This is a genomic window from Micromonospora sp. NPDC003816 (assembly GCF_042874705.1).
Taxonomy (GTDB): domain Bacteria; phylum Actinomycetota; class Actinomycetes; order Mycobacteriales; family Micromonosporaceae; genus Micromonospora.
Genome location: NZ_JBIANP010000004.1, coordinates 164,264 through 182,611, shown reverse-complemented (window position 1 = coordinate 182,611; position 18,348 = coordinate 164,264). Strand labels below are relative to the sequence as shown.

Sequence of the window (18,348 nt, the reverse complement as noted above, 5' to 3'; positions counted from 1 at the left end):
CGCCGCCGTGGTCAGCGCACCGTGGCGCGGATGTACGCGACACACTCCTTGTGCAGGGTGCTCCACTCCTCCTCGAAGATCTCCTCGCTGACCTGTGCCGGCACACGAAGGTCGTGCAGCACGGCCTTGGCGAAGGCGAGCACCCGCTCCTCACCGAACCGGTCGACGAGGTAGCGGACCGCCAGGAAGGCGGTGCCGTAGCTGCCGTTGACCAGCTCCTGCGTGTCCGCGTCGGGGATCAGGCTCTCCAGTTTCCCGTCCCAGTCCCCCTCGACCAGCTCACGGACCGCGTCCAGCCCCTCGTACCGCCCGACCGGCTGGCCGTCGACGCCCGCCTGCTCGGCCAGTCCCTCGCTCAGCCACCACGTCGAATCGTCCGCGTAGTTCTTCTCCGGCAACGACGCGGCGTGGGCCAGCTCGTGTCGCAGCAACTCGTCCAGGTAGGGGCCGTACTCGAAGCTCTCCGGGCCGAGCACGATCTCGTAGTGGCCACCGCCGACGTTGATCGCGTACCCGGCACCCCACTCCGGCTGCTCACCGCCGTACCAGCGTTTCCACTCCTTCGGCCCGGCGTAGAAGATCCGGTACCGGTCGGGCGGGCTGCCCGCGACCACGTACGCGTCGGCCACCGTCGCCGCCGCCTCGGCCCGCCGCAGCAGGCCCGGCAGCCGCTTGCGGTACGCCGGCGTGGTCGCCACGACCGTACGCTCGCCCACCGCCACGACCAGGTCGCTGACCTCCCAGGGCAGGCTGCCGGGCTGCCCGTTGGACCGGCCGCTGACGTGGTGCGCGGGCTTCGACCTGGAGAGCGCGAGCAGGCGGGGCTCCGCGCCGTCGCGCCACCGGGTCTCGATCACCACCGGGCTGGGCGTGCAGTCCGGCAGCACGAAGCAGTACCGGTACTCGACCGGCAACCGCCATTCGCCCGCCCGTCCGGCCGAGGTGGGCAGCCCGCTCGGGCGCGCCTCCCAGCGGGTGACCCGCAGCGCGGTCAGTGCGCCGTACCGGCGGCGCAGGTCCTTCTGCGCGGCGGGTGCGGCGATCGCCAGGAAGCCGGCCCGGTCCCGACCGAGCAGCGCCGCCGACTGCTTCTCCAACTGCGCGGTGATCCGCTCGGCCGCCTGCCGGGCGGCGATCGTGGTCGGATTCTCGGTCGGCGAGGCGGCGGTGGCGGGCTTCCCGAGGTCGGTGTCGGGCAGCCCGCCGGCCAGCAGCACCACCGGTACGCCGCAGGCCAGCACCAGCACTCCCGCGACCAGTGCCGTCCAGAGTGGCCATCGTCGGCGCGGCGTCGCGTCAGCCGGCGTCGCGTCAGCCGATGTCGTTGCGGCCGGCGTCGTTGGCGCTTGCGTCACGTCAGCCGGCGTCGGATGGTCGTCGGCCGTGGATCCCCCGTCGGTCACCGGCGCAGAGTACGGGTCCACCTGCGCGGGCGGAAGTGCCGCGGTGCGCCGGGTGTGGGGCGGTCAGCCCTCGGACCCGGGCCAACTCCGGTAGGCGACGCCGAGGGCGGTCACCATCTGGTCGAACGAGCGGTCGACCTCGCGCGGCAGGCCGAAGTCACCGCCCGCCTCCAGCGAGACGAAGCCGTGCACGGCGGCACGGAACATCCGCACCCCGTCCACCGCCGCGTCGCCCTCGATCCCGTACCCGCGCAGAATGGCGTAGACCACCTCCACCGCGCGCCGACCGGCGGCCACGTGCGCGGGGTCGTCCGGGTCCGGTACCCGCTGCGTGGCCGGGTAGCGGCCGGGATGACGGCGGGCGTACGACCGGTAGGCGACGGCGACGGCACGCAACGCGTCCTCGCCACTGCGACCGGCGGCAGCCGTCGTCATCTCGTCGGCGATCTCGGCGGTGGCCAGTGCGGAGAGTTGCTGCGCGAGCGCGTCGGCGCCCCTGACGTGCTTGTAGAGGCTGGGCAGGGCGACGCCGAGCCGGCCGGCCAACGCGGCGAGCGTGAGCTTGTGGTAGCCGACCTCGTCCGCCAGCCTCGCCGCCTCGCGTACCACCACCTGGGGGTTGAGCCCGGCCCTAGGCACGGTCGATCACCGCGAGGAACTCGGTCAGCTCACCGGCCATCGCCTCCGGACGGTCGGCGTGCGGGTAGTGGCCGGCCTCGCTGATCATGCGCGCCTCGGCGACCGGGAAGAGTCGTCGGGCGGCACGCGCCTCGGCGGCCGGGTCGGCGAAGTCCGGGTCCTTCGTACCCATCAGCACCAGCACCGGCTGCCGCACCCGGGGCGCGACGGCGGTCCAGTACGGCTCGACCGGGACGATCAGGCCGCGTACCGCCGCCATCCGGCCGGGCCGGCGCAGCGCCGCCACCATCGCCGTGCGGTAGGCCGCGTCGTCGGCGGGCCGGTGGACCGGGAAGAGGGTGCGGTGGAAGAGCCCGAACAGGCGGGCACTGCGCAGCACCGCACCGATGGCCAGCCGCATGAACGGGTTGAGCTTGCGCTGCTCGACGAACGCGCCGACCAGCACGATGCCCTCGACCAGGTCCGGTGCCTCGGTCGCGGCGAAGACGACGGCCGCGCCGCTGGACGAGTTGCCGACCAGGGTGGCCGGGCCACCGCCGATGTCCCGGACCACCGCCAGCAGGTCGGCGCCGACCTCCGCCGGGGCGTACGACGGCCACCCGACGCTGGAGTCGCCGTGCCCCCGGACGTCGACCGACGCCACCCGGTACCCCGCCGACACCAGCAGTGGGACCAGGTGCCGGTAGGAGTGCCGGTTCTCCCCCATGCCGTGCGACAGGACGACCAGCGGCCCCTGCCCGTGCACCTCGTAGGCGACACGTCCACCGTCGCGCGCGACAAAGCTAACAGCCATAGCTAGAAAGCTAACCCCATTAGCCACTTTCGTCAAGGCGACGGCCCCGGATCGTCGGTCGACGGTCCGGGGCCGGTGGAAGACGGTCGATCCCGGGAGGCCGGGCTGGCTCCGGGAGGCCGGGCTGGCTCCGGGAGGCCGGGCTGGCTCCGGGAGGCCGGGGTTACTTGCGGGAGGCCACGGCGCGGGCGAAGAAGGCCAGGTTGGCAGGGCGCTCGGCGAGCCGCCGCATCAGGTAGCCGTACCAGTCGTCGCCGTAGGGGACGTAGGTGCGGACCGCGTAACCCTCGCCGACCAGACGGGCCTGCTCATCCGGCCGGATGCCGTACAGCATCTGGAACTCGAAGCGGTCGGGTCCCCGGTCGAACCAGCGGGCCCGGTCCTCGCCGATGGCGATCAGGCGCGGGTCGTGGGTGGCCAGCATCGGGTAGCCGTCACCGGACATCAGGATGTTCATGCAGCGCACGTAGGACTTGTCCACCTCGCGGGGCGACTGGTACGCCACCGACTCCGGCTCCTTGTAGGCGCCCTTGCAGAGCCGGACCCGCGACCCGGCCGAGGCCAGCTCACGGCAGTCCGACTCGGTCCGCCGCAGGTACGCCTGGAGCACCGCCCCGGTCGACGGAAAGTCCTTGCGCAGGTCAGCCAGGACGTCCAGCGTCGAATCGGTGGTGGTGTGGTCCTCCATGTCCAGGGTGACCGTGGTGCCTGCGTCGACGGCGGCGGCGCAGATCGCCCGCGCGTTGTCGTACGCCAGGTGCTCGTCGAAGGCCTGGCCGAGCGCGGACAGTTTGACGCTCACCTCGGCGGCCGGCGTCAGGCCCGCCCCGGCGAGACTCCGCAGCAGGGTGAGGTACTCGTCCCGGGTGGCGTTGGCCTGCTCGGGGGTGACGGTGTCCTCACCGAGGTTGTCGAGGGTGACCGCGAGACCGTCGTCGACGAGTACGCGGGTCACGCGCAGCGCGTCGTCGGTCCCGGCGCCGGCGACGAACCGACGCACGACGTCCCGGGAGAACGGGGCCGTCGCGACGAGCCGCTCGACCCGGGTTGACCGGGAGGCGGCGAGAATGACGGAACGGAGCATGAGCCGAGCGTAACGCCCGAGCCACCCCCCACCGCGCCCGCCCGAGGTGTAAGGAAGGGCCCCCTGTTAACACTCAGGTGTGAGAAGGGAACCCTTCTATACCTGAGGCGTTAACAGGGTGCCCTTCCTTACAAAAATCCGTACTACGGACTGCGTACCAGTACCCCGGGCGGCGGGCGTGGCGTGCATCGGTTACAACGATGGACGTGGAAAACCGCCCCCGCCGCCGGCTCCGGTCGGCCTCCGTGCAGCTCGGCGCGCTCACCGCCCTCGCGCTCGCCCTCTCCGGCTGCAACATGTCTTCCGACGACGACGATGACGACTGCGCCATGGGCCCGACCGGGGGCGGTGAGACAGTCGCCCTGGCCCTGCACACCCCGGCACCGTCGGTCGGCACGGCTGTCACGCGGGGCGCCCCGGAGCCGGTCGGCGCGTCCGTGCCGGACCATGGCGGCTTCGGCACCCATCTCGCCTCCTGCGGCGGCTGAGCGTGCGTCGGGAGCAGGTCACCCCGCGACCCGACTGGGACGCGACGATCCGCGCGCAGGGGCTGGTGTACGTCGACACCGAGCTGCCCGACGGCGGGGTCATGTCGTACTGGGACGAGACCGCCGCGTACGCCTTCGACCTGGACGAGGTGCTGCGTCTGGAGGAGGCCACCGAGGAGTTGCACCGGATGTCGGTGGCCGCCGCCGAGCACGTGGTGGCCCGTGACCGGTACGAAGAGTTCGGGATCCCGCAGTGGGCGGCCGAGGCGGTGGCCCGGTCGCTGCGGGAGTCACCGCCGACCCTCTACGGCCGGTTCGACCTCTGGTATGACGGCAGTTGGCCGCCGAAGCTGCTGGAGTACAACGCGGACACCCCGACCGCGCTGGTCGAGGCGAGCATCATCCAGTGGTACTGGCTGGAGCAGACCCGCCCGGAGCTGGACCAGTGGAACAGCCTGCACGAGCGGCTGGTGGGCGCCTGGGCGAAGATCGGCGCCGGCCTGCACGACCGCCGGGTGCACGTGGTCTGGTCGAACGAGGAGGAGAGCGGCGAGGACCACATGACGGCCGGTTACCTGGCCGAGACCGCCCGCCAGGCCGGGCTGGACGTGGAGCTGCTGCCGATCCAGGAGATCGGTTGGGACGGCCGTCGCTTCGTCGACACCGCCGACCGACCGGTCACCACCTGCTTCAAGCTCTACCCGTGGGAGTGGATGCTGGCCGAGCCGTACGGGCCGCTGGCGCTGGATCCGGGTACGCCGACCACCTGGATCGAGCCGGCCTGGAAGCTGCTGCTGTCGAACAAGGCGTTGTTGGCTGTGCTCTGGGAGCTGTACCCGGGGCACGAGCTGCTGCTGCCGGCGTACCTGGACTCGCCGCGCGGCATGACCGAGTACGTCGCCAAGCCCCTGCTCGGTCGGGAGGGCGCCGCCGTGCGGATCGTCACGGAAAGTGAGGAGATCACGAATCCGGGCGATTATGGCAGTGAGGGGTTCTGCTATCAGGAGTTCCGTGCACTGCCCCAATTCGACGGGAGTCACCTGGTCCTGGGCGCATGGGTGGTGGACGGCGAATCGGCCGGGGTGGGGTTGCGAGAGAGCGCCAGCCTGATCACTGATGGTTACGCCAGATTCCTTCCGCACTACATCGACGCGCCACGTCCGGGGTGAGTCGTCTACCGTTGGAGTGTGAACTTCGACGCGTACGCCCGGACCGGAGTTGACCTTGTCAACGCCCGCCTGGACGACCTCGACGACCTGCGGGCCATCTTCTGCGACGACCACGAGTGGATGCGCGACGAGGTCGCGGAACGGGATCTTGCCACCTTCCGGCGCGCACAGAAGCGGCTGCGGGACGTCTTCGAGTACGGCACCACCGGGCGGGACGGCCAGGCGGTCGCCGAGCTGAACTCGCTGCTGGAGGTCCACCCGGTGCAGCCCCGCATCTCGGGGCACGACTCCAGCGACTGGCACATGCACGCCACCGGCCGGGGCGCCTCGGTCAGCTCGGAGTACCTGGCCGGCGCGGTCTGGGGCCTGTCGGTCTGGCTCTGCGAGTACGGCAGTGCCCGTTTCGGGGTCTGCGCCGACGACCGCTGCGGCAACGTCTACCTGGACACCTCGTCGAACTGCTGCCGCCGGTTCTGCTCGGAACGCTGCGCCACCCGCTCGCACGTGGCCGCCCACCGTGCCCGCAAGCGGGCCGCCGTGCCGGCCCAGAGCGATCCGCTGACGTCGGTCTCCTGACCGGTCCCGCGTCGTCGGACGCGACCTCCGGCGCCGTCCGGGCCGGACGCGGCCGAAGCCGGTCCTTCCCGACGAGACGCGACCGAGTCAGGCCGCCTCGACCGGGGACGGGGTGTTCAGGTGCTGGCGGGCGAAGGCCAGCGCCTCCCGCAGGTCCGCCTCGCGCACCTGTCGACTCTTCGCGCCCCGGGTGGTCACCTCGACCGCCACCGAGCCGGTGAAGCCCCGACCGGCCAGCGAGCGCAGCAGCTCGGCGCAGGGCTGGGTGCCGCGCCCGGGCACCAGGTGCTCGTCGCGACCCTCACCGGTGCCGTCACCGAGGTGCACGTGCGCCAGCCCGGCACCCATCCGGTCGGCCATCTCCAGGGCGTCGGTGTGCGAGGCGGCGCAGTGCGACAGGTCGAGCGTGTACGAGCGGTGACCCGTCTCGGTCGGATCCCAACCGGGCGCGTACGGCACGAACTGCCGCCCGGCCATCCGCACCGGGTACATGTTCTCCACCGCGAACCGCAGCCCGCCGAACTCGTCGGCCACCGTGTCCAGCCCCTCGGCGAAGCTGCGGGCGTAGTCCCGCTGCCAGGTGAACGGCGGGTGCACCACCACGGTCGGTGCCTGGAGCGTCTCGGCCAGCATCGCCGCCCGGCGCAGCCGCTCCCACGGGTCGGTGCTCCACACCCGCTGGGTCACCAGCAGGCAGGGGGCGTGCACGCTGAGCACCGGCACGCCGTAGTGGTCGGACAACCCGCGCAGCGCGCCGGCGTCCTGGCTGACGGCGTCGGTCCAGACCATCACCTCGATCCCGTCGTAGCCGAGCTCCGCGGCGAGTTGGAACGCCGCCGCGGTCCGCTCAGGGAAGACCGAGGAACTGGACAGGAGCACCGGGACGCGGGAAGTCACACCACCGAGGGTAGCCCCCGGCCATTGCACTAATCCGATGTTAATCCGTGAATCGGATTCTACGGACACCTGGTGTCACATCGGGTCGCGGCCCGGTCTCACACCGGCGCGAGCCGATCCAACCGGTCCAGGATCACGCCCTCGCGCAGCGCCCAGGGGCAGATGTCCAGCGAGTCGACTCCGAGTCGGCGCATGACCGCCTCGGCCACCACGGCACCGGCCAGGAGCTGGTGCGACCGGCCGGCGCTCACCCCCTCCAACTCGACGAGCTGGGCCGGTGGGATGTGCCGGATGAAGCCGAGCACCTGCCGCAGCCCCGAGCGGGTCAGCCGACGCCGGGCCCAGAGCCCGGCACCGCTGGGCGCGGCGCCGGCGAGCCGGGCCAGCGTGCGGAACGTCTTGGAGGTGGCCACCGACCGGTCCCAGCCCACCCCGGTCATCCGCTCGACCACCGGCTCCAACAGGCCGTCGACGTACTCGCGCAGCTCGTCCACGGTCTCCGGCGCGGGCGGACGGCCGCTCTGAGGGTCCACACCGAGCCGGTCCCGGGTCAGCCGACCGGCACCCAGCGGCAGCGAGACCGCCAGGTCCGGGTTCTCGTCGATGCCGGCCGCGATCTCCAGCGAGCCGCCGCCGATGTCCAGCACCAGCAGCCGACCGGCGGACCAGCCGAACCACCGCCGCACGGCGAGGAACGTCATCCGCGCCTCGTCCGCGCCGGGCAGGACCTCCAGGCGTACGCCGGTCGCCTCCCGGACCCGCGCCAGCACCTCGGCGGCGTTGGTGGCCTCGCGTACCGCCGAGGTGGCGAAGGCGAGCAGCTCGTCCACGCCCAGGGCATCGGCTGAGGCGCGGGCCGCGCCGACGGCCTCCACCAGGGCGTCCGCACCGGTGTCGCGGAGTGCGCCGTCCGGGCCGATCTGCTCGGCGAGCCGCAGCACCACCTTCTCCGAGTGCGCCGGCCACGGGTGCGCGCCGCGATGGGCGTCCACCACCAGCAGGTGCACCGTGTTCGAACCGACATCGAGGACACCCAGTCGCATGGGGAAACACTAGGGCCACGGTTCGCGTCACTCACCGGCCATCCCCCTGCACCACGCGTACGCTGGGCCGAGTGACAGGGCAGATCGAACTCCGCGTGCTGGTGGACGACCCGGCGGACCCGCGCAGCCGTGAGGTGCCGCTGGACTTCCCTCGGGAGTGGATCGAGTTCGTCGACCCGGCCGACGAGCGGCACCTGATCCGGGCCGACCTCACCTGGCTGCTGTCCCGGTGGACCTGCGTCTTCGGGCAGGGCTGCCACGGCATCATCGCCGGCCGCTCCGCCGACGGCTGCTGCTCGCACGGCGCGTTCTTCACCGACTCCGACGACGAGAAGCGGGTACGCGGCGCGGTGAAGCGGCTGACCCCGCAGACCTGGCAGCACTACCGGCGCGGCACCAAGAACTGGACCGAGAACGACACCGTGGACGGCAAGAACCCGGCGCGGCGTACCGCCACCCAGGGTCCGGACGCACCGTGCGTCTTTCTCAACGACGCCGACTTCCCCGGCGGCGGCGGATGCGCGCTGCACGCCCAGGCGCTGCGCGACGGGGTGCACCCGCTGGAGTACAAGCCGGACGTCTGCTGGCAGTTGCCGGTCCGGCGGGACCAGGAGTGGGTGAAGCGGCCGGACAACACCAAGGTGCTGGTCTCCACGTTGGCCGAGTTCGACCGGCGGGGCTGGGGCGCGGGCGGGCATGACCTCGACTGGTGGTGCACGTCCTCCACCGACGCCCACGTCGGCAGCGAACCGATGTACCTCTCCTACGGGCCTGAGCTGACCGCCCTGGTCGGCGCCGCCGCGTACGCCCGGCTGGCCGAGCTGTGCGCGGCGCGGGTCCGGCAGGGCCTGGTCGCCCCGCACCCGGCCGACCCGGCCTGACGACCGGTCGCCGGTCGGTGGATCACGGCTCGAACTTGTAGCCCAGACCGCGCACCGTCACGATGTGGCGCGGCGTGGACGGCTCCGGCTCGATCTTGGAGCGCAGGCGCTTGACGTGGACGTCTAGCGTCTTCGTGTCGCCCACGTAGTCGGCGCCCCAGACGCGGTCGATCAACTGTCCCCGGGTCAGCACCCGGCCGGCGTTGCGCAGCAGCAGTTCGAGCAGCTCGAACTCCTTGAGCGGCAACTGCACCGCGCCCCCGTCGACGGTCACCACGTGCCGTTCGATGTCCATCCGGACCGGGCCGGCGGCCAGCGTCGGCAGGCCCGACTCGGTCGTCTCGACGGTCTGCCGGCGCAGCACCGCCCGGATCCGGGCGACCAGTTCGCGGGGAGAGTACGGCTTGGTGACGTAGTCGTCGGCACCGATCTCCAGGCCGACCACCTTGTCGATCTCGCTGTCCCGGGCGGTGACCATGATGATCGGCACGTGCGACCGCTGCCGGAGCTGCCGGCAGACCTCGGTCCCGGACATCTCGGGCAGCATCAGGTCGAGCAGGACGATGTCGGCCCCGGTCCGGTCGAACTCGGTCAGCGCCGACGTGCCCGTGGCGGCCACGGAGACCTCGAACCCCTCCTTGCGGAGCATGTACGACAGGGCGTCGGAGAAGGACTCCTCGTCCTCGACCACCAGTACGCGGCTCAACGGTGTTTCCCTTCGATCCGGGTCGGACCGGGCGGTGCCCGGCCTGATCCATGTGTGGTTCAGACCTGCCGGAGGTCGGCCGGGCCGGCCTCGATCCCACCGGCCGGCAGTGCCGCCAGCAGGTCGTCCGGCGGTCGGGCCGGCAGCCGGAGGGTGAACGTCGACCCACCACCAAGAGTGCTCGTCACGTACACCCGGCCGCCATGGTTGCTCGCGATGTGTTTGACGATGGCCAGCCCCAGGCCGGTACCGCCGGTGGAGCGGGACCGGGCCTGGTCGGCCCGGTAGAACCGTTCGAAGATCCGGTCCACGTCGGTGGGCGCGATCCCGATGCCCTGGTCCGCCACGGCGATCTCCACGTGATCGTCGGTGGCCCGCGTGGTGATCCGTACCGTGGTGTCCTCGCCCGAGTAGTTCACGGCGTTCTCCACCAGGTTCGCCACCGCCGTGGCCAGTTGGCTGTCGCTGCCGTACACGGTCAGCCCCCGGCCGGAGTCGGCCGTCACCCGGACCCGGCGGGCGGCGGCCGTGGTCCGGGTCCGGTCCACCACCTCGGAGACGACCCAGTCCACCGCGACCGGTTCGGGGGCCGGCTGCGGCTCGGCGCCCTGGAGGCGGGTCAGCTCCAGCAGTTCCTGCACCAGCCGCCCCAAGCGGGTCGACTCGTGCTGGATCCGCTCGGCGAACCGCCGGGCCGCCACCATGTCCTCGGAGAGGTCCGGCCGGTCACCGCCGGCCGGTTCGGTGGCGTCGAGCAGCGCCTCGGCGAGCAGTTGCAGCGCGCCGATCGGGGTCTTCAGCTCGTGGCTGACGTTGGCCACGAAGTCGCGTCGCACCCGGGCCAGCCGGTGCGACTCGGTCACGTCGGTCGCCTCCACGGCGATGTAACCGCCGCCCAGGCCCATCGCCCGCAGGTGCACGCCGAGCGGGTTGTCCCCGGCGTTGTCGCGGCCCCGGGGCAGGTCCAGCTCGATCTCGCGGCGTACGCCGGTGCGGCGTACCTGCCCGGCCAGCGTACGGACCAGCGGGTGGGCGATGATCGAGCCCGGCCGGCCACCGGTCCGTAGCAGGCCCAGGGCCCGGGCCGCCGGATTGACGAGCACGGGTACGTCCTCGGGGTCGAGCACCACCACTCCGGCACGCAGCGAGTCGATCGCGCGGCGGCCGAGCCCGACCTGCACCTCGTCGACGATCGTGTGCCTCCCCCTACCGAGCCGGAGACCGGCCCACCCACGTCCGGCGGAGCCCGCCGACCGGCGCGCCGCCGGGACGAACCGGGACAGCGACAGTCCGGCGACCAGCCCGACCACCAGGGCCGAGGCCACTCCCACCGTCACCGCCCACGTCACCCGGCGATCGTAGGGTCATTGTCGACCCGGCTACCGTACGGAACGGGACGAAGCACTCTCACTTCCGGGAAAGTTCACCTGCGCGTCCGGCTCAGTTCACCGGCGTTCACCTGAGGTCCTCCCGGTGCTCCTAGCTTGGGCGGCGTACCTGCACGAACCCTCGCCGGCGCGGTGCCGGCGCCGACCGACAGGACGTGAGCATGCGCGACGAGTTCCGGGCCGATCTCGAAACGGTCAGCCAGATGCTGGTGGAGATGGCCGAGGGGGTGCGGGCGGCGCTGCGCCAGGCCACCCGGGCCCTGCTCACCGCCGACCGGCAGGCAGCCGAATCGGTGATCGCGGGGGACGCCGGGATCGACGCGCTCTACCGGCAGGTGGAGGAGCGGGTCTGTGACCTGCTGGCCCGCCAGGCACCGGTCGCGTCGGACCTGCGCGCCATGATCACCGCCCTACACGTCGCCGCCGACCTGGAACGGATGGGCGACCTGGCCGACCACGTCGCCAAGACCGCGCTGCGCCGGCACCCGTCGCCGGCCGTGCCGGCGGAGCTGCGGCCGGTCTTCACCGACATGGCCGGCATCGCCGACCGGATGGCCGAGAAGATCGCCTCGGTGCTGGCGCGTCCCGACGCCACCGTCGCCGCCGAGCTGGACAGCGACGACGACGCGATGGACGAGCTGCACAAGGGGTTGTTCGGGGTGCTACTCGGCGAGGACTGGCCGTACGGCGTGGAGACGGCCATCGACGCCACCCTGCTCGGACGCTTCTACGAGCGGTTCGCCGACCACGCGGTGAACAGCGGCGAGCACGTGGTCTACCTGATCACCGGCGAGCCCGTCACCCCGGCCTGAGAGCGAAGGAAGGGCCCCCTGCTAACGCCTCGCGTATAGCAGGGGGCCCTTCCTAACGTCCGAGCCCGACGGGCCGGGTGCGGGCGTCAGCGGCCCTGGTTGGCCACCGCGGCGGCGGCAGCCTTGGCGGCCTCCGGGTCGAGGTAGGTGCCGCCCAGCGTCTGCGGACGCAGCTGCGGGTCCAGGTCGTAGCGCAGCGGAATCCCGGTCGGGATGTTGAGCTTGGCGATCGCCTCGTCACTGATCTGGTCCAGGTGCTTCACCAGCGCCCGCAGCGAGTTGCCGTGCGCCGCCACCAGCACGGTCCGACCGGCCAGGATGTCCGGCACGATCGAGTCGTACCAGTAGGGCAGCATCCGGTCGACGACGTCCTTGAGGCACTCGGTGCGGGGCATCAACTCGGTCGGCAGCAGCGCGTACCGCGGGTCACCGACCTGCGACCACTCGTCGTCGTCCGCGATAGGCGGCGGCGGGGTGTCGTACGAGCGGCGCCAGAGCATGAACTGCTCCTCGCCGTACTCGTTCAGGGTCTGCTTCTTGTCCTTGCCCTGCAGGGCGCCGTAGTGCCGCTCGTTGAGCCGCCACGACCGGCGCACCGCGATCCAGTGCCGGTCGGCGGCGTTCAACGCCAGCTCGGCGGTGCGGATGGCGCGGCGCATCACACTCGTGTGCACCACGTCGGGGAGCAGGTCGTGCTCGCGCAGCAGCTCGCCGCCGCGGCGCGCCTCGTTCTCCCCCTTCGCGGTCAGGTCCACGTCGACCCAGCCGGTGAAGAGGTTCTTGGCGTTCCAGTCGCTTTCGCCGTGCCGCAGCAGGACCAGCGTCCCGACGGTGGGTCCCTCGCTAGCTGTCATGCGGATCATCCTGCCGCAACCCGCGAGTGGACGCGCGGGAAGGGGGGTGACGACCACCACGTGGAAAACGGCGTGACCGGGCTTCCGGCCGACATCTAAGTTGTAAGGGATCATCTCGATCATTGGTCATTACCGAAACGGGGGTGCGCCCAGGTGCGCGCGATACGGGGCTGGTTCCGGGACACCACAGGCGGTCTACCGACGACCTTCTGGTACCTCTGGACCGGAACGCTGATCAACCGCCTCGGCTCGTTCGTCCTCGTCTTCCTCGCGATCTACCTGACCCAGGAACGCGGCTTCTCGGCCTCCCAGGCGGGCCTGGTGATCGGCGCGTGGGGCGTCGGGGGCGCGGTCGGCACCACCGCCGGCGGTACGCTCACCGACCGGTGGGGACGGCGACCCACCCTGCTCACCGCCCACCTCGGCGCGGCGACCATGATGCTCGCCCTCGGCTTCGCCCGGGACCTGTCGACCCTCGCGGCGGGAGCGCTGCTGCTCGGCCTCTTCGCCGAGGCGGCCCGGCCGGCGTTCGGCGCCATGATGATCGACGTCGTGCCGGAGCGGGACCGGTTGCGCGCGTTCTCGCTCAACTACTGGGCGATCAACCTCGGCTTCGCCTGCGCGGCGGTGCTGGCCGGCTTCGCCGCCCAGGCCGGTTACCTGCTGCTGTTCGTGGTGAACGCGTCGACCACACTGGTCACCGCACTGATCATCTTCATCCGGGTACGGGAGACGCGCACCGTGAGCGTGGGGATGCCCCGCGACGGCAAGCGCCCCGGCGCCCTGCGCACCATCCTCACCGACCGGGTGTACCTGGGCTTCGTGGCACTGAACCTGCTCGGGGCGCTGGTCTTCCTCCAGCACATCTCGATGCTGCCGATCGCGATGGCCGACTCGGGCCTGAGCCCCGCCACGTACGGCTCGGTGATCGCGCTCAACGGGGTCCTCATCGTCGCCGGCCAGCTCTTCGTACCCCGGCTGATCCGGGGCCGCAACCGCTCGCACGTGCTCGCCCTGGCGGCGGTGGTGATGGGCGTCGGCTTCGGGCTGACCGCCTTCGCCGACGTGGCCTGGTTCTTCGGGCTCACCGTGCTGATCTGGACGGTGGGCGAGATGCTCAACTCGCCGTCCAACGCCACCCTCATCGCCGAACTCTCCCCCGGCGAGCTGCGTGGCCGATACCAGGGCGTCTTCTCGCTCTCCTGGCAGCTCGCCGGAGCCGCCGCACCGATCCTCGGCGGCCTGGTGCGGGAGCAGGCCGGCAACGCCACCCTCTGGCTGGGCTGTGCCGCCATCGGTGCCGTGATGGCGGTCGGCCACCTGGTCTCCGGACCGGCCCGGGAGCGGCGTGCGCTGGCGCTGCGGACCGCCGGTGCCGCCCCCGTGGTGACCGTCCAGTCGACCGCACCGCAGCCGGCGGCGCCCCAGGCGGCCGAGCCGGTGGCGACCACCCGGAGCTGAGTCCGCCCCTCGTCCCACCCCTCCGACCGGCTCGGGCAAGATCTGTTAGGTAACCGAACAGATCGGGAGGTCGGGGTGCGGGCCGCAGACCAGCACGAGCGCGGTACGGCCGCCGGGCCGCGCCGCTGGCTCGCCGACACGGCAGGTGGACTGCCCGCCACCTTCTGGTACCTCTGGGCCGGGCTGCTGATCAACCGAGCCGGCGCGTTCGCGATGCTCTTCCTGTCGCTCTACCTGACCGCCGCCCGAGGAGCCAGCGCGTCGCTGGCCGGGGTGGTGGTCGGGGCGTACGGGGCCGGTGGGGCGATCGGGGTACTGCTCGGCGGGGTGCTGGCCGACCGCTGGGGCCGCCGGTCGACTCTGGTGGCCGCGCACCTGGTCACCGCCGGGCTGATGGTCGCGTTGGCACTGAGCCAGCATCTCGCGGTCATCGCGGCGCTCGCCCTGCTGGTCGGCGTGACGCACTCGATGCCCAGCCCGGCGTTCGTCGCGGCGATCGTCGACGTGGTGCCGGAACACCGCCGCTCGCGCGCCTTCAACCTCCAGTTCTGGGCGTTCAACCTGGGCATGGCGGTGGCCTCGCTGCTGGCCGGACTGCTGGCCGAGGCGAGCTACGTCGCGCTCTTCCTGGTGGACGCCGCCGCCACGCTGGCCACCGCGCTGCTGATCGCGTGGAAGGTCCCGGAGACGATGCCCGCCAGGTCCACACCACCGGCGGGTACGGCACCACCGCCGCCGACCTCCGTCCGGCGACGTACCCGCCGCCCCGGGCTGCACACCGCGCTCACCGACCGGCACTTCCTGGTCTTCGTCGGGCTGACCTTCGTGCTGGCGGTCCTGACCATGCAGGCGTCGACGATCATGCCGCTGGCGATGCGCGCGGACGGGCTCGGCCCCTCCGCGTACGGCTCGGTGGTGGCTCTCGGCGGGGTGCTGATCGTGCTGGGGCAACTCTTCGTACCCCGGCTCATCGACCGGCACCGCAAGGGCACCGTCCTCGCCGCCTCCACGGCGTTGCTGGCGGTCGGCTTCGGGGCGTTGGCGTTCGCCGACCGCCTCGCCTTCTACCTGGGCGCCTGCGTGGTCTGGACGGTCGGCTCCATGCTCGCCGCGCCGCCGAACGCGCAGATCAACGCTGACCTGGCCCCACCGGCGCTGCGGGCCCGCTACCAGTCGGTGTTCTACCTGGCCTTCCCGGCGGCGTCGTTCGTGGCGCCGACGCTCGGCGGCTTCAGCCTCCAGCAGTGGGGCGACGGGCACTGGCTGATCGTCGGCGCGCTGGGGCTGGCGGCGGCCGGCGGCCACCTGCTCGCCGGACCGGCCCGGGACCGCCGGGTGGCCGCGCTACGGCGGGCCCCGGCCGAGCCGGTCGCCACCTCGGTCGCCGCCGCATCCTGAGACACGGCCGGCCCCGAGAACGCGTGGTGCCCGGTACGCGGGGCGTACCGGGCACTCGCGTCGTACGACCGGCGGCGGCGGGCGGCACTCACCCCCGTAAGCGACGCCCGCTCACGCCGCCGGTCCAAACAGGTGGGGCACCGTCCCCCAACGGTGTTGATCCACCCGTCCCCCGACACCCCACTCGGTGCACGGACCTGATCGATCCGCCGCTCCCCCGAACGTTTCCGAGCGTGGCGCGGTGTAATAAAGCTAGTTCGGCCAGCGGGGGCGATTCAACTCGAACGGCTGTCTCGCCCGTCACAACGCGCAGTGGGAGTCCCCTGAGCTGCGTGTTTGCCCCTGCTTGGCGCCAACAGCGGGTACCCGACCGAGATTCCCGCAAACCTCAGCCGTCCTCCCGATCGGGCGACTCCGTCCGGAAGAAGTTGCTCGGTCGACCGTCCCGCAGCTGCTCCTGGAAGATCAGGTTCAGCCTCCGCAGATCGAAGGTGCGGAACCACTCCTCCCAGGTGATCTCGCGGATCCGGCTGCTCTCCCGGTAACCCGGGATGTTGAACGTCAGCACCCCGGCCCGACCGTCCCGCTCGGTACCGTTGATGGTCGCCGGCTTCGCACCGCGCGCCTGGGCCCACCGCCGGATCACGTCGTGGTCGGTGGTGACCAGGCTGCGACCGGGACGCTCCGGCCGGTCCTGGAGCGAGGAGATAACCTGCGACGACCGGACCGACCGCGCGGTCGACCCACCGGTACGCACCGCCCCGCCCCGCGACGACGTGGCCTTCGCCGCCCCGGTGCGGCCCGACGTGGCCTTCCGGGCCGTGCTCGTGCGGGCCGCACCGGTCGTGTTCCGGCCCGGACCCGCCGTCGTCTTCCGGGCCGCTGTCGTCTTCCGGGCCGCTGTCGTCTTCCGGGCCGCCGTCGTCCTGCCGGCCGTCGTCGCCTTGGCGGCGGTGGCCGTCTTCCGGGCCGTCGTCGCCTTGGCGGCTGCCGTCGCCCTGCTGGCTGCCGTCGCCTTCCGGGTCGACGTCGCCTTGCTGGCCGATGGCGCCTTGCGGGCGGTGGTCGCCTTGCGGGCCGACGTCGTCTTGCGGCCTGTCGTCGCCTTGCTGGCCGATGTCGTCTTGCGGGCGGTGGTCGTCTTTCGCGCCGGGCCCGACGTGGTCCTGCGGGCCGTCGTGGTCGTCCGGGCCGTGGTCGCCTTCCGGGCCGGAATCGCCTTCCGGGCGGTCGTCGCCTTGCGGGCCGTGGCCGCCTTCCGGGCGGGCGTGGCCTTGCGGGCCGGAGTCGACCTGCGGGCGGTGGTCGCCTTGCCGGCCACGGTGCTGGTCTTGCGGGCCGAGGTGGTGCTCCGGGCCGCGCTGGTGCTCCGGGCCGCGCTGGTGCTCTTCCGGGCGGTGGCCGCCTTGCGGGTCGTTGCGGTCGTCGCCTTCCGGGCCGACGCTGCGCGCTTAGCCGGTGCCGCCTTCGCCCGGCCCGGAGCGATGCGGGACGACGTGGTCTGCCGCGTACCGGACGCCTTCGTCGCCTTGGCCCGACCGGCCGGACCACTGCTGCGACGGGCGGCACCACCGGACCGCAGGGTCTTCGCCAGCGCCTTCACCAGCTCCGGCTTGCGCAACGCGGAGATGCCCGAGACGCCGTACCGCCGCAACTGGCCCCGGATGTCCTCCGCCCGCATCTGCGAGATATCCGACTCCGACATCCGTCCGCTGCTACTGCTCCGTCGGGTGGTGCTGGTCGCGGTCCCGCCGCGACCCGAGCTGCTTCGCTGAGCCATGGACGCTCACGCTCCTCGACACTTGGTCTCGGCGCGGCGGGTCCCGAACGCCGCACCGCGCGGTGCGGCGGCTTACCCGCCAGAAGCGATCCGAATCCCCGGTCGTCGCCGGAGGACCCGCCCCCTGCGGGGACGCCTCACTCAGCTACGGCGACAGCTCGCCCTGCGGACACCCCTCACCCCGGTACGGCTGCGGCTCGCCCCGCAGGGACGTCTCGCCTTGTGGAGACGGCTCGGGCTGCGGAGACAGCTCGACGTGCAGTGGTGAGGAGGGCCCGCCAGGCTACGGCTGTGCCTCGCCATGCGCAGACGGCTCGGGCTGCGGAGACACCTCGTCCTGCGATGATGGCTCGACCTGCTGCGGCGACGGCTCGAACAGGTGCGCGAAGGCCGCGAGGTTCGCGGTGGATTCGCCCCGCTTGACCCGCCACTCCCACTCCCGCCGGATCGAACTGCCAAAGCCGATCTCCAGCATCGTGTCGAAGGACTCGTCGGCGTAGGTGAGTACCGCGCCGAGCAGTCGGTCGAGTTCGTCGGCGTCGACACCGGCGGGGTTGACCCGACCGGTCAGGTAGACGTCGCCGACCGCGTCGACGGAGAACGACACCCCGTACATCCGGGCGTTGCGCTGCAACAGCCACGCCCACAGTTCCTCGCGCCGCTCGTCCGGCTGGCGCATCACGAACGCCTCGATCCGCAGTGCGTGCTCGCCGACGATCAGGTTGCAGACCGTCTTGAGTTTGTGCGTGCCGGGCAGGGTCACCGCGTACGACCCCGGACCGGTGGACTCCCAGTCCAACTCCCGTTCGGCGCAGACCGACTCGATCAGGGCCCCAAGGTCACTCATCGGATCAACTCTACGGCCGGCACTGTCCGTACGCCGTGCTGCCGAGGTGTTAGGAAGGGACCCCTGCTATGCACGAGGCGTTAGCAGGGGTCCCTTCCTTACACGTAAGGTGCGAGCTCTCGCGGGTGC

The 18,348-nt window shown here is 72.0% G+C and carries 18 protein-coding genes; 7 read left to right on the top strand and 11 right to left on the bottom strand.

The genetic code is table 11. The features are described from left to right. Window positions 1-11: 11 nt before the first annotated feature. The 4 genes from ACFYTT_RS16500 to ACFYTT_RS16485 all read right to left on the bottom strand — a co-directional run bounded on the left by ACFYTT_RS16500 (window position 12) and on the right by ACFYTT_RS16485 (window position 3,919). Window positions 12-1,355, bottom strand: a complete 1,344-nt coding sequence (locus tag ACFYTT_RS16500) for a hypothetical protein (RefSeq protein WP_387260038.1) — start codon at window positions 1,353-1,355, stop codon at window positions 12-14. 111 nt (window positions 1,356-1,466) lie between these two features. Then, on the bottom strand, window positions 1,467-2,042 hold the full coding sequence (locus ACFYTT_RS16495) for a TetR/AcrR family transcriptional regulator (protein WP_131054774.1): 576 nt from the start codon (window positions 2,040-2,042) through the stop codon (window positions 1,467-1,469). Continuing rightward, window positions 2,035-2,835, bottom strand: a complete 801-nt coding sequence (locus ACFYTT_RS16490; RefSeq protein ID WP_387260035.1) for an alpha/beta fold hydrolase — start codon at window positions 2,833-2,835, stop codon at window positions 2,035-2,037. Before ACFYTT_RS16490 ends, ACFYTT_RS16495 begins: the two co-directional genes overlap by 8 nt. A gap of 163 nt (window positions 2,836-2,998) precedes the next feature. After that, window positions 2,999-3,919 (bottom strand): proline dehydrogenase family protein, encoded by a 921-nt coding sequence (locus ACFYTT_RS16485; protein ID WP_387260032.1) that lies wholly within the window; start codon window positions 3,917-3,919, stop codon window positions 2,999-3,001. Between the two features lie 206 nt (window positions 3,920-4,125). On the opposite strand from ACFYTT_RS16485, the gene ACFYTT_RS16480 reads away from it, so the two are divergent. Genes ACFYTT_RS16480 through ACFYTT_RS16470 form a run of 3 tightly spaced genes read left to right on the top strand, consistent with a single transcriptional unit; the run spans window position 4,126 to window position 6,152 of the window. Further along, window positions 4,126-4,407 carry a hypothetical protein gene (locus ACFYTT_RS16480; RefSeq protein ID WP_387260030.1) on the top strand — a complete coding sequence of 94 codons (282 nt, stop codon included), beginning with the start codon at window positions 4,126-4,128 and terminating at the stop codon, window positions 4,405-4,407. Between the two features lie 2 nt (window positions 4,408-4,409). Continuing rightward, window positions 4,410-5,576 carry a glutathionylspermidine synthase family protein gene (locus ACFYTT_RS16475; RefSeq protein WP_131054777.1) on the top strand — a complete coding sequence of 389 codons (1,167 nt, stop codon included), beginning with the start codon at window positions 4,410-4,412 and terminating at the stop codon, window positions 5,574-5,576. A gap of 18 nt (window positions 5,577-5,594) precedes the next feature. After that, complete coding sequence (locus tag ACFYTT_RS16470; protein WP_131054778.1) at window positions 5,595-6,152, top strand: CGNR zinc finger domain-containing protein; 558 nt, start codon at window positions 5,595-5,597, stop codon at window positions 6,150-6,152. 87 nt (window positions 6,153-6,239) lie between these two features. Here the strand turns inward: ACFYTT_RS16470 and ACFYTT_RS16465 are convergent, their stop codons facing one another. Both ACFYTT_RS16465 and ACFYTT_RS16460 read right to left on the bottom strand, forming a co-directional pair. Further along, a complete protein-coding gene (locus tag ACFYTT_RS16465) occupies window positions 6,240-7,049 on the bottom strand; it encodes a sugar phosphate isomerase/epimerase family protein (protein ID WP_387260026.1) in 810 nt (269 codons plus the stop codon). A 98-nt stretch (window positions 7,050-7,147) separates the two neighbouring features. Beyond that, the gene (locus ACFYTT_RS16460; RefSeq protein ID WP_176095329.1) at window positions 7,148-8,092 is read right to left on the bottom strand and encodes a Ppx/GppA phosphatase family protein; all 945 of its coding nucleotides are present in this window, start codon (window positions 8,090-8,092) and stop codon (window positions 7,148-7,150) included. A gap of 71 nt (window positions 8,093-8,163) precedes the next feature. Here ACFYTT_RS16460 and ACFYTT_RS16455 point away from each other — a divergent pair, with 71 nt between their 5' ends. Continuing rightward, a complete protein-coding gene (locus ACFYTT_RS16455; protein ID WP_131054813.1) occupies window positions 8,164-8,973 on the top strand; it encodes a hypothetical protein in 810 nt (269 codons plus the stop codon). A gap of 22 nt (window positions 8,974-8,995) precedes the next feature. Here ACFYTT_RS16455 and ACFYTT_RS16450 read toward each other — a convergent pair whose 3' ends face one another. Then, on the bottom strand, window positions 8,996-9,679 hold the full coding sequence (locus tag ACFYTT_RS16450) for a response regulator transcription factor (RefSeq protein WP_131054814.1): 684 nt from the start codon (window positions 9,677-9,679) through the stop codon (window positions 8,996-8,998). 59 nt (window positions 9,680-9,738) lie between these two features. Continuing rightward, window positions 9,739-11,028 (bottom strand): ATP-binding protein, encoded by a 1,290-nt coding sequence (locus ACFYTT_RS16445; RefSeq protein ID WP_387260022.1) that lies wholly within the window; start codon window positions 11,026-11,028, stop codon window positions 9,739-9,741. A 200-nt stretch (window positions 11,029-11,228) separates the two neighbouring features. Between ACFYTT_RS16445 and phoU the strand changes: the two genes are divergently transcribed. Continuing rightward, entirely contained in the window at window positions 11,229-11,879 is a 651-nt protein-coding gene (gene phoU / locus ACFYTT_RS16440) for a phosphate signaling complex protein PhoU (RefSeq protein ID WP_131054815.1), read from the top strand. 86 nt (window positions 11,880-11,965) lie between these two features. Here the strand turns inward: phoU and ACFYTT_RS16435 are convergent, their stop codons facing one another. Beyond that, window positions 11,966-12,733 (bottom strand): phosphoglyceromutase, encoded by a 768-nt coding sequence (locus ACFYTT_RS16435; RefSeq protein WP_131054816.1) that lies wholly within the window; start codon window positions 12,731-12,733, stop codon window positions 11,966-11,968. Between the two features lie 153 nt (window positions 12,734-12,886). Here ACFYTT_RS16435 and ACFYTT_RS16430 point away from each other — a divergent pair, with 153 nt between their 5' ends. Further along, window positions 12,887-14,194 (top strand): MFS transporter, encoded by a 1,308-nt coding sequence (locus ACFYTT_RS16430; RefSeq protein ID WP_131054817.1) that lies wholly within the window; start codon window positions 12,887-12,889, stop codon window positions 14,192-14,194. A gap of 75 nt (window positions 14,195-14,269) precedes the next feature. Then, window positions 14,270-15,592 carry an MFS transporter gene (locus ACFYTT_RS16425; protein WP_387260017.1) on the top strand — a complete coding sequence of 441 codons (1,323 nt, stop codon included), beginning with the start codon at window positions 14,270-14,272 and terminating at the stop codon, window positions 15,590-15,592. Between the two features lie 388 nt (window positions 15,593-15,980). Here the strand turns inward: ACFYTT_RS16425 and ACFYTT_RS16420 are convergent, their stop codons facing one another. Both ACFYTT_RS16420 and ACFYTT_RS16415 read right to left on the bottom strand, forming a co-directional pair. After that, the gene (locus ACFYTT_RS16420; RefSeq protein WP_387260451.1) at window positions 15,981-16,808 is read right to left on the bottom strand and encodes a hypothetical protein; all 828 of its coding nucleotides are present in this window, start codon (window positions 16,806-16,808) and stop codon (window positions 15,981-15,983) included. Window positions 16,809-17,655: 847 nt separating this feature from the next. Next, the gene (locus tag ACFYTT_RS16415; protein ID WP_387260014.1) at window positions 17,656-18,219 is read right to left on the bottom strand and encodes a YbjN domain-containing protein; all 564 of its coding nucleotides are present in this window, start codon (window positions 18,217-18,219) and stop codon (window positions 17,656-17,658) included. Window positions 18,220-18,348: the final 129 nt, after the last annotated feature.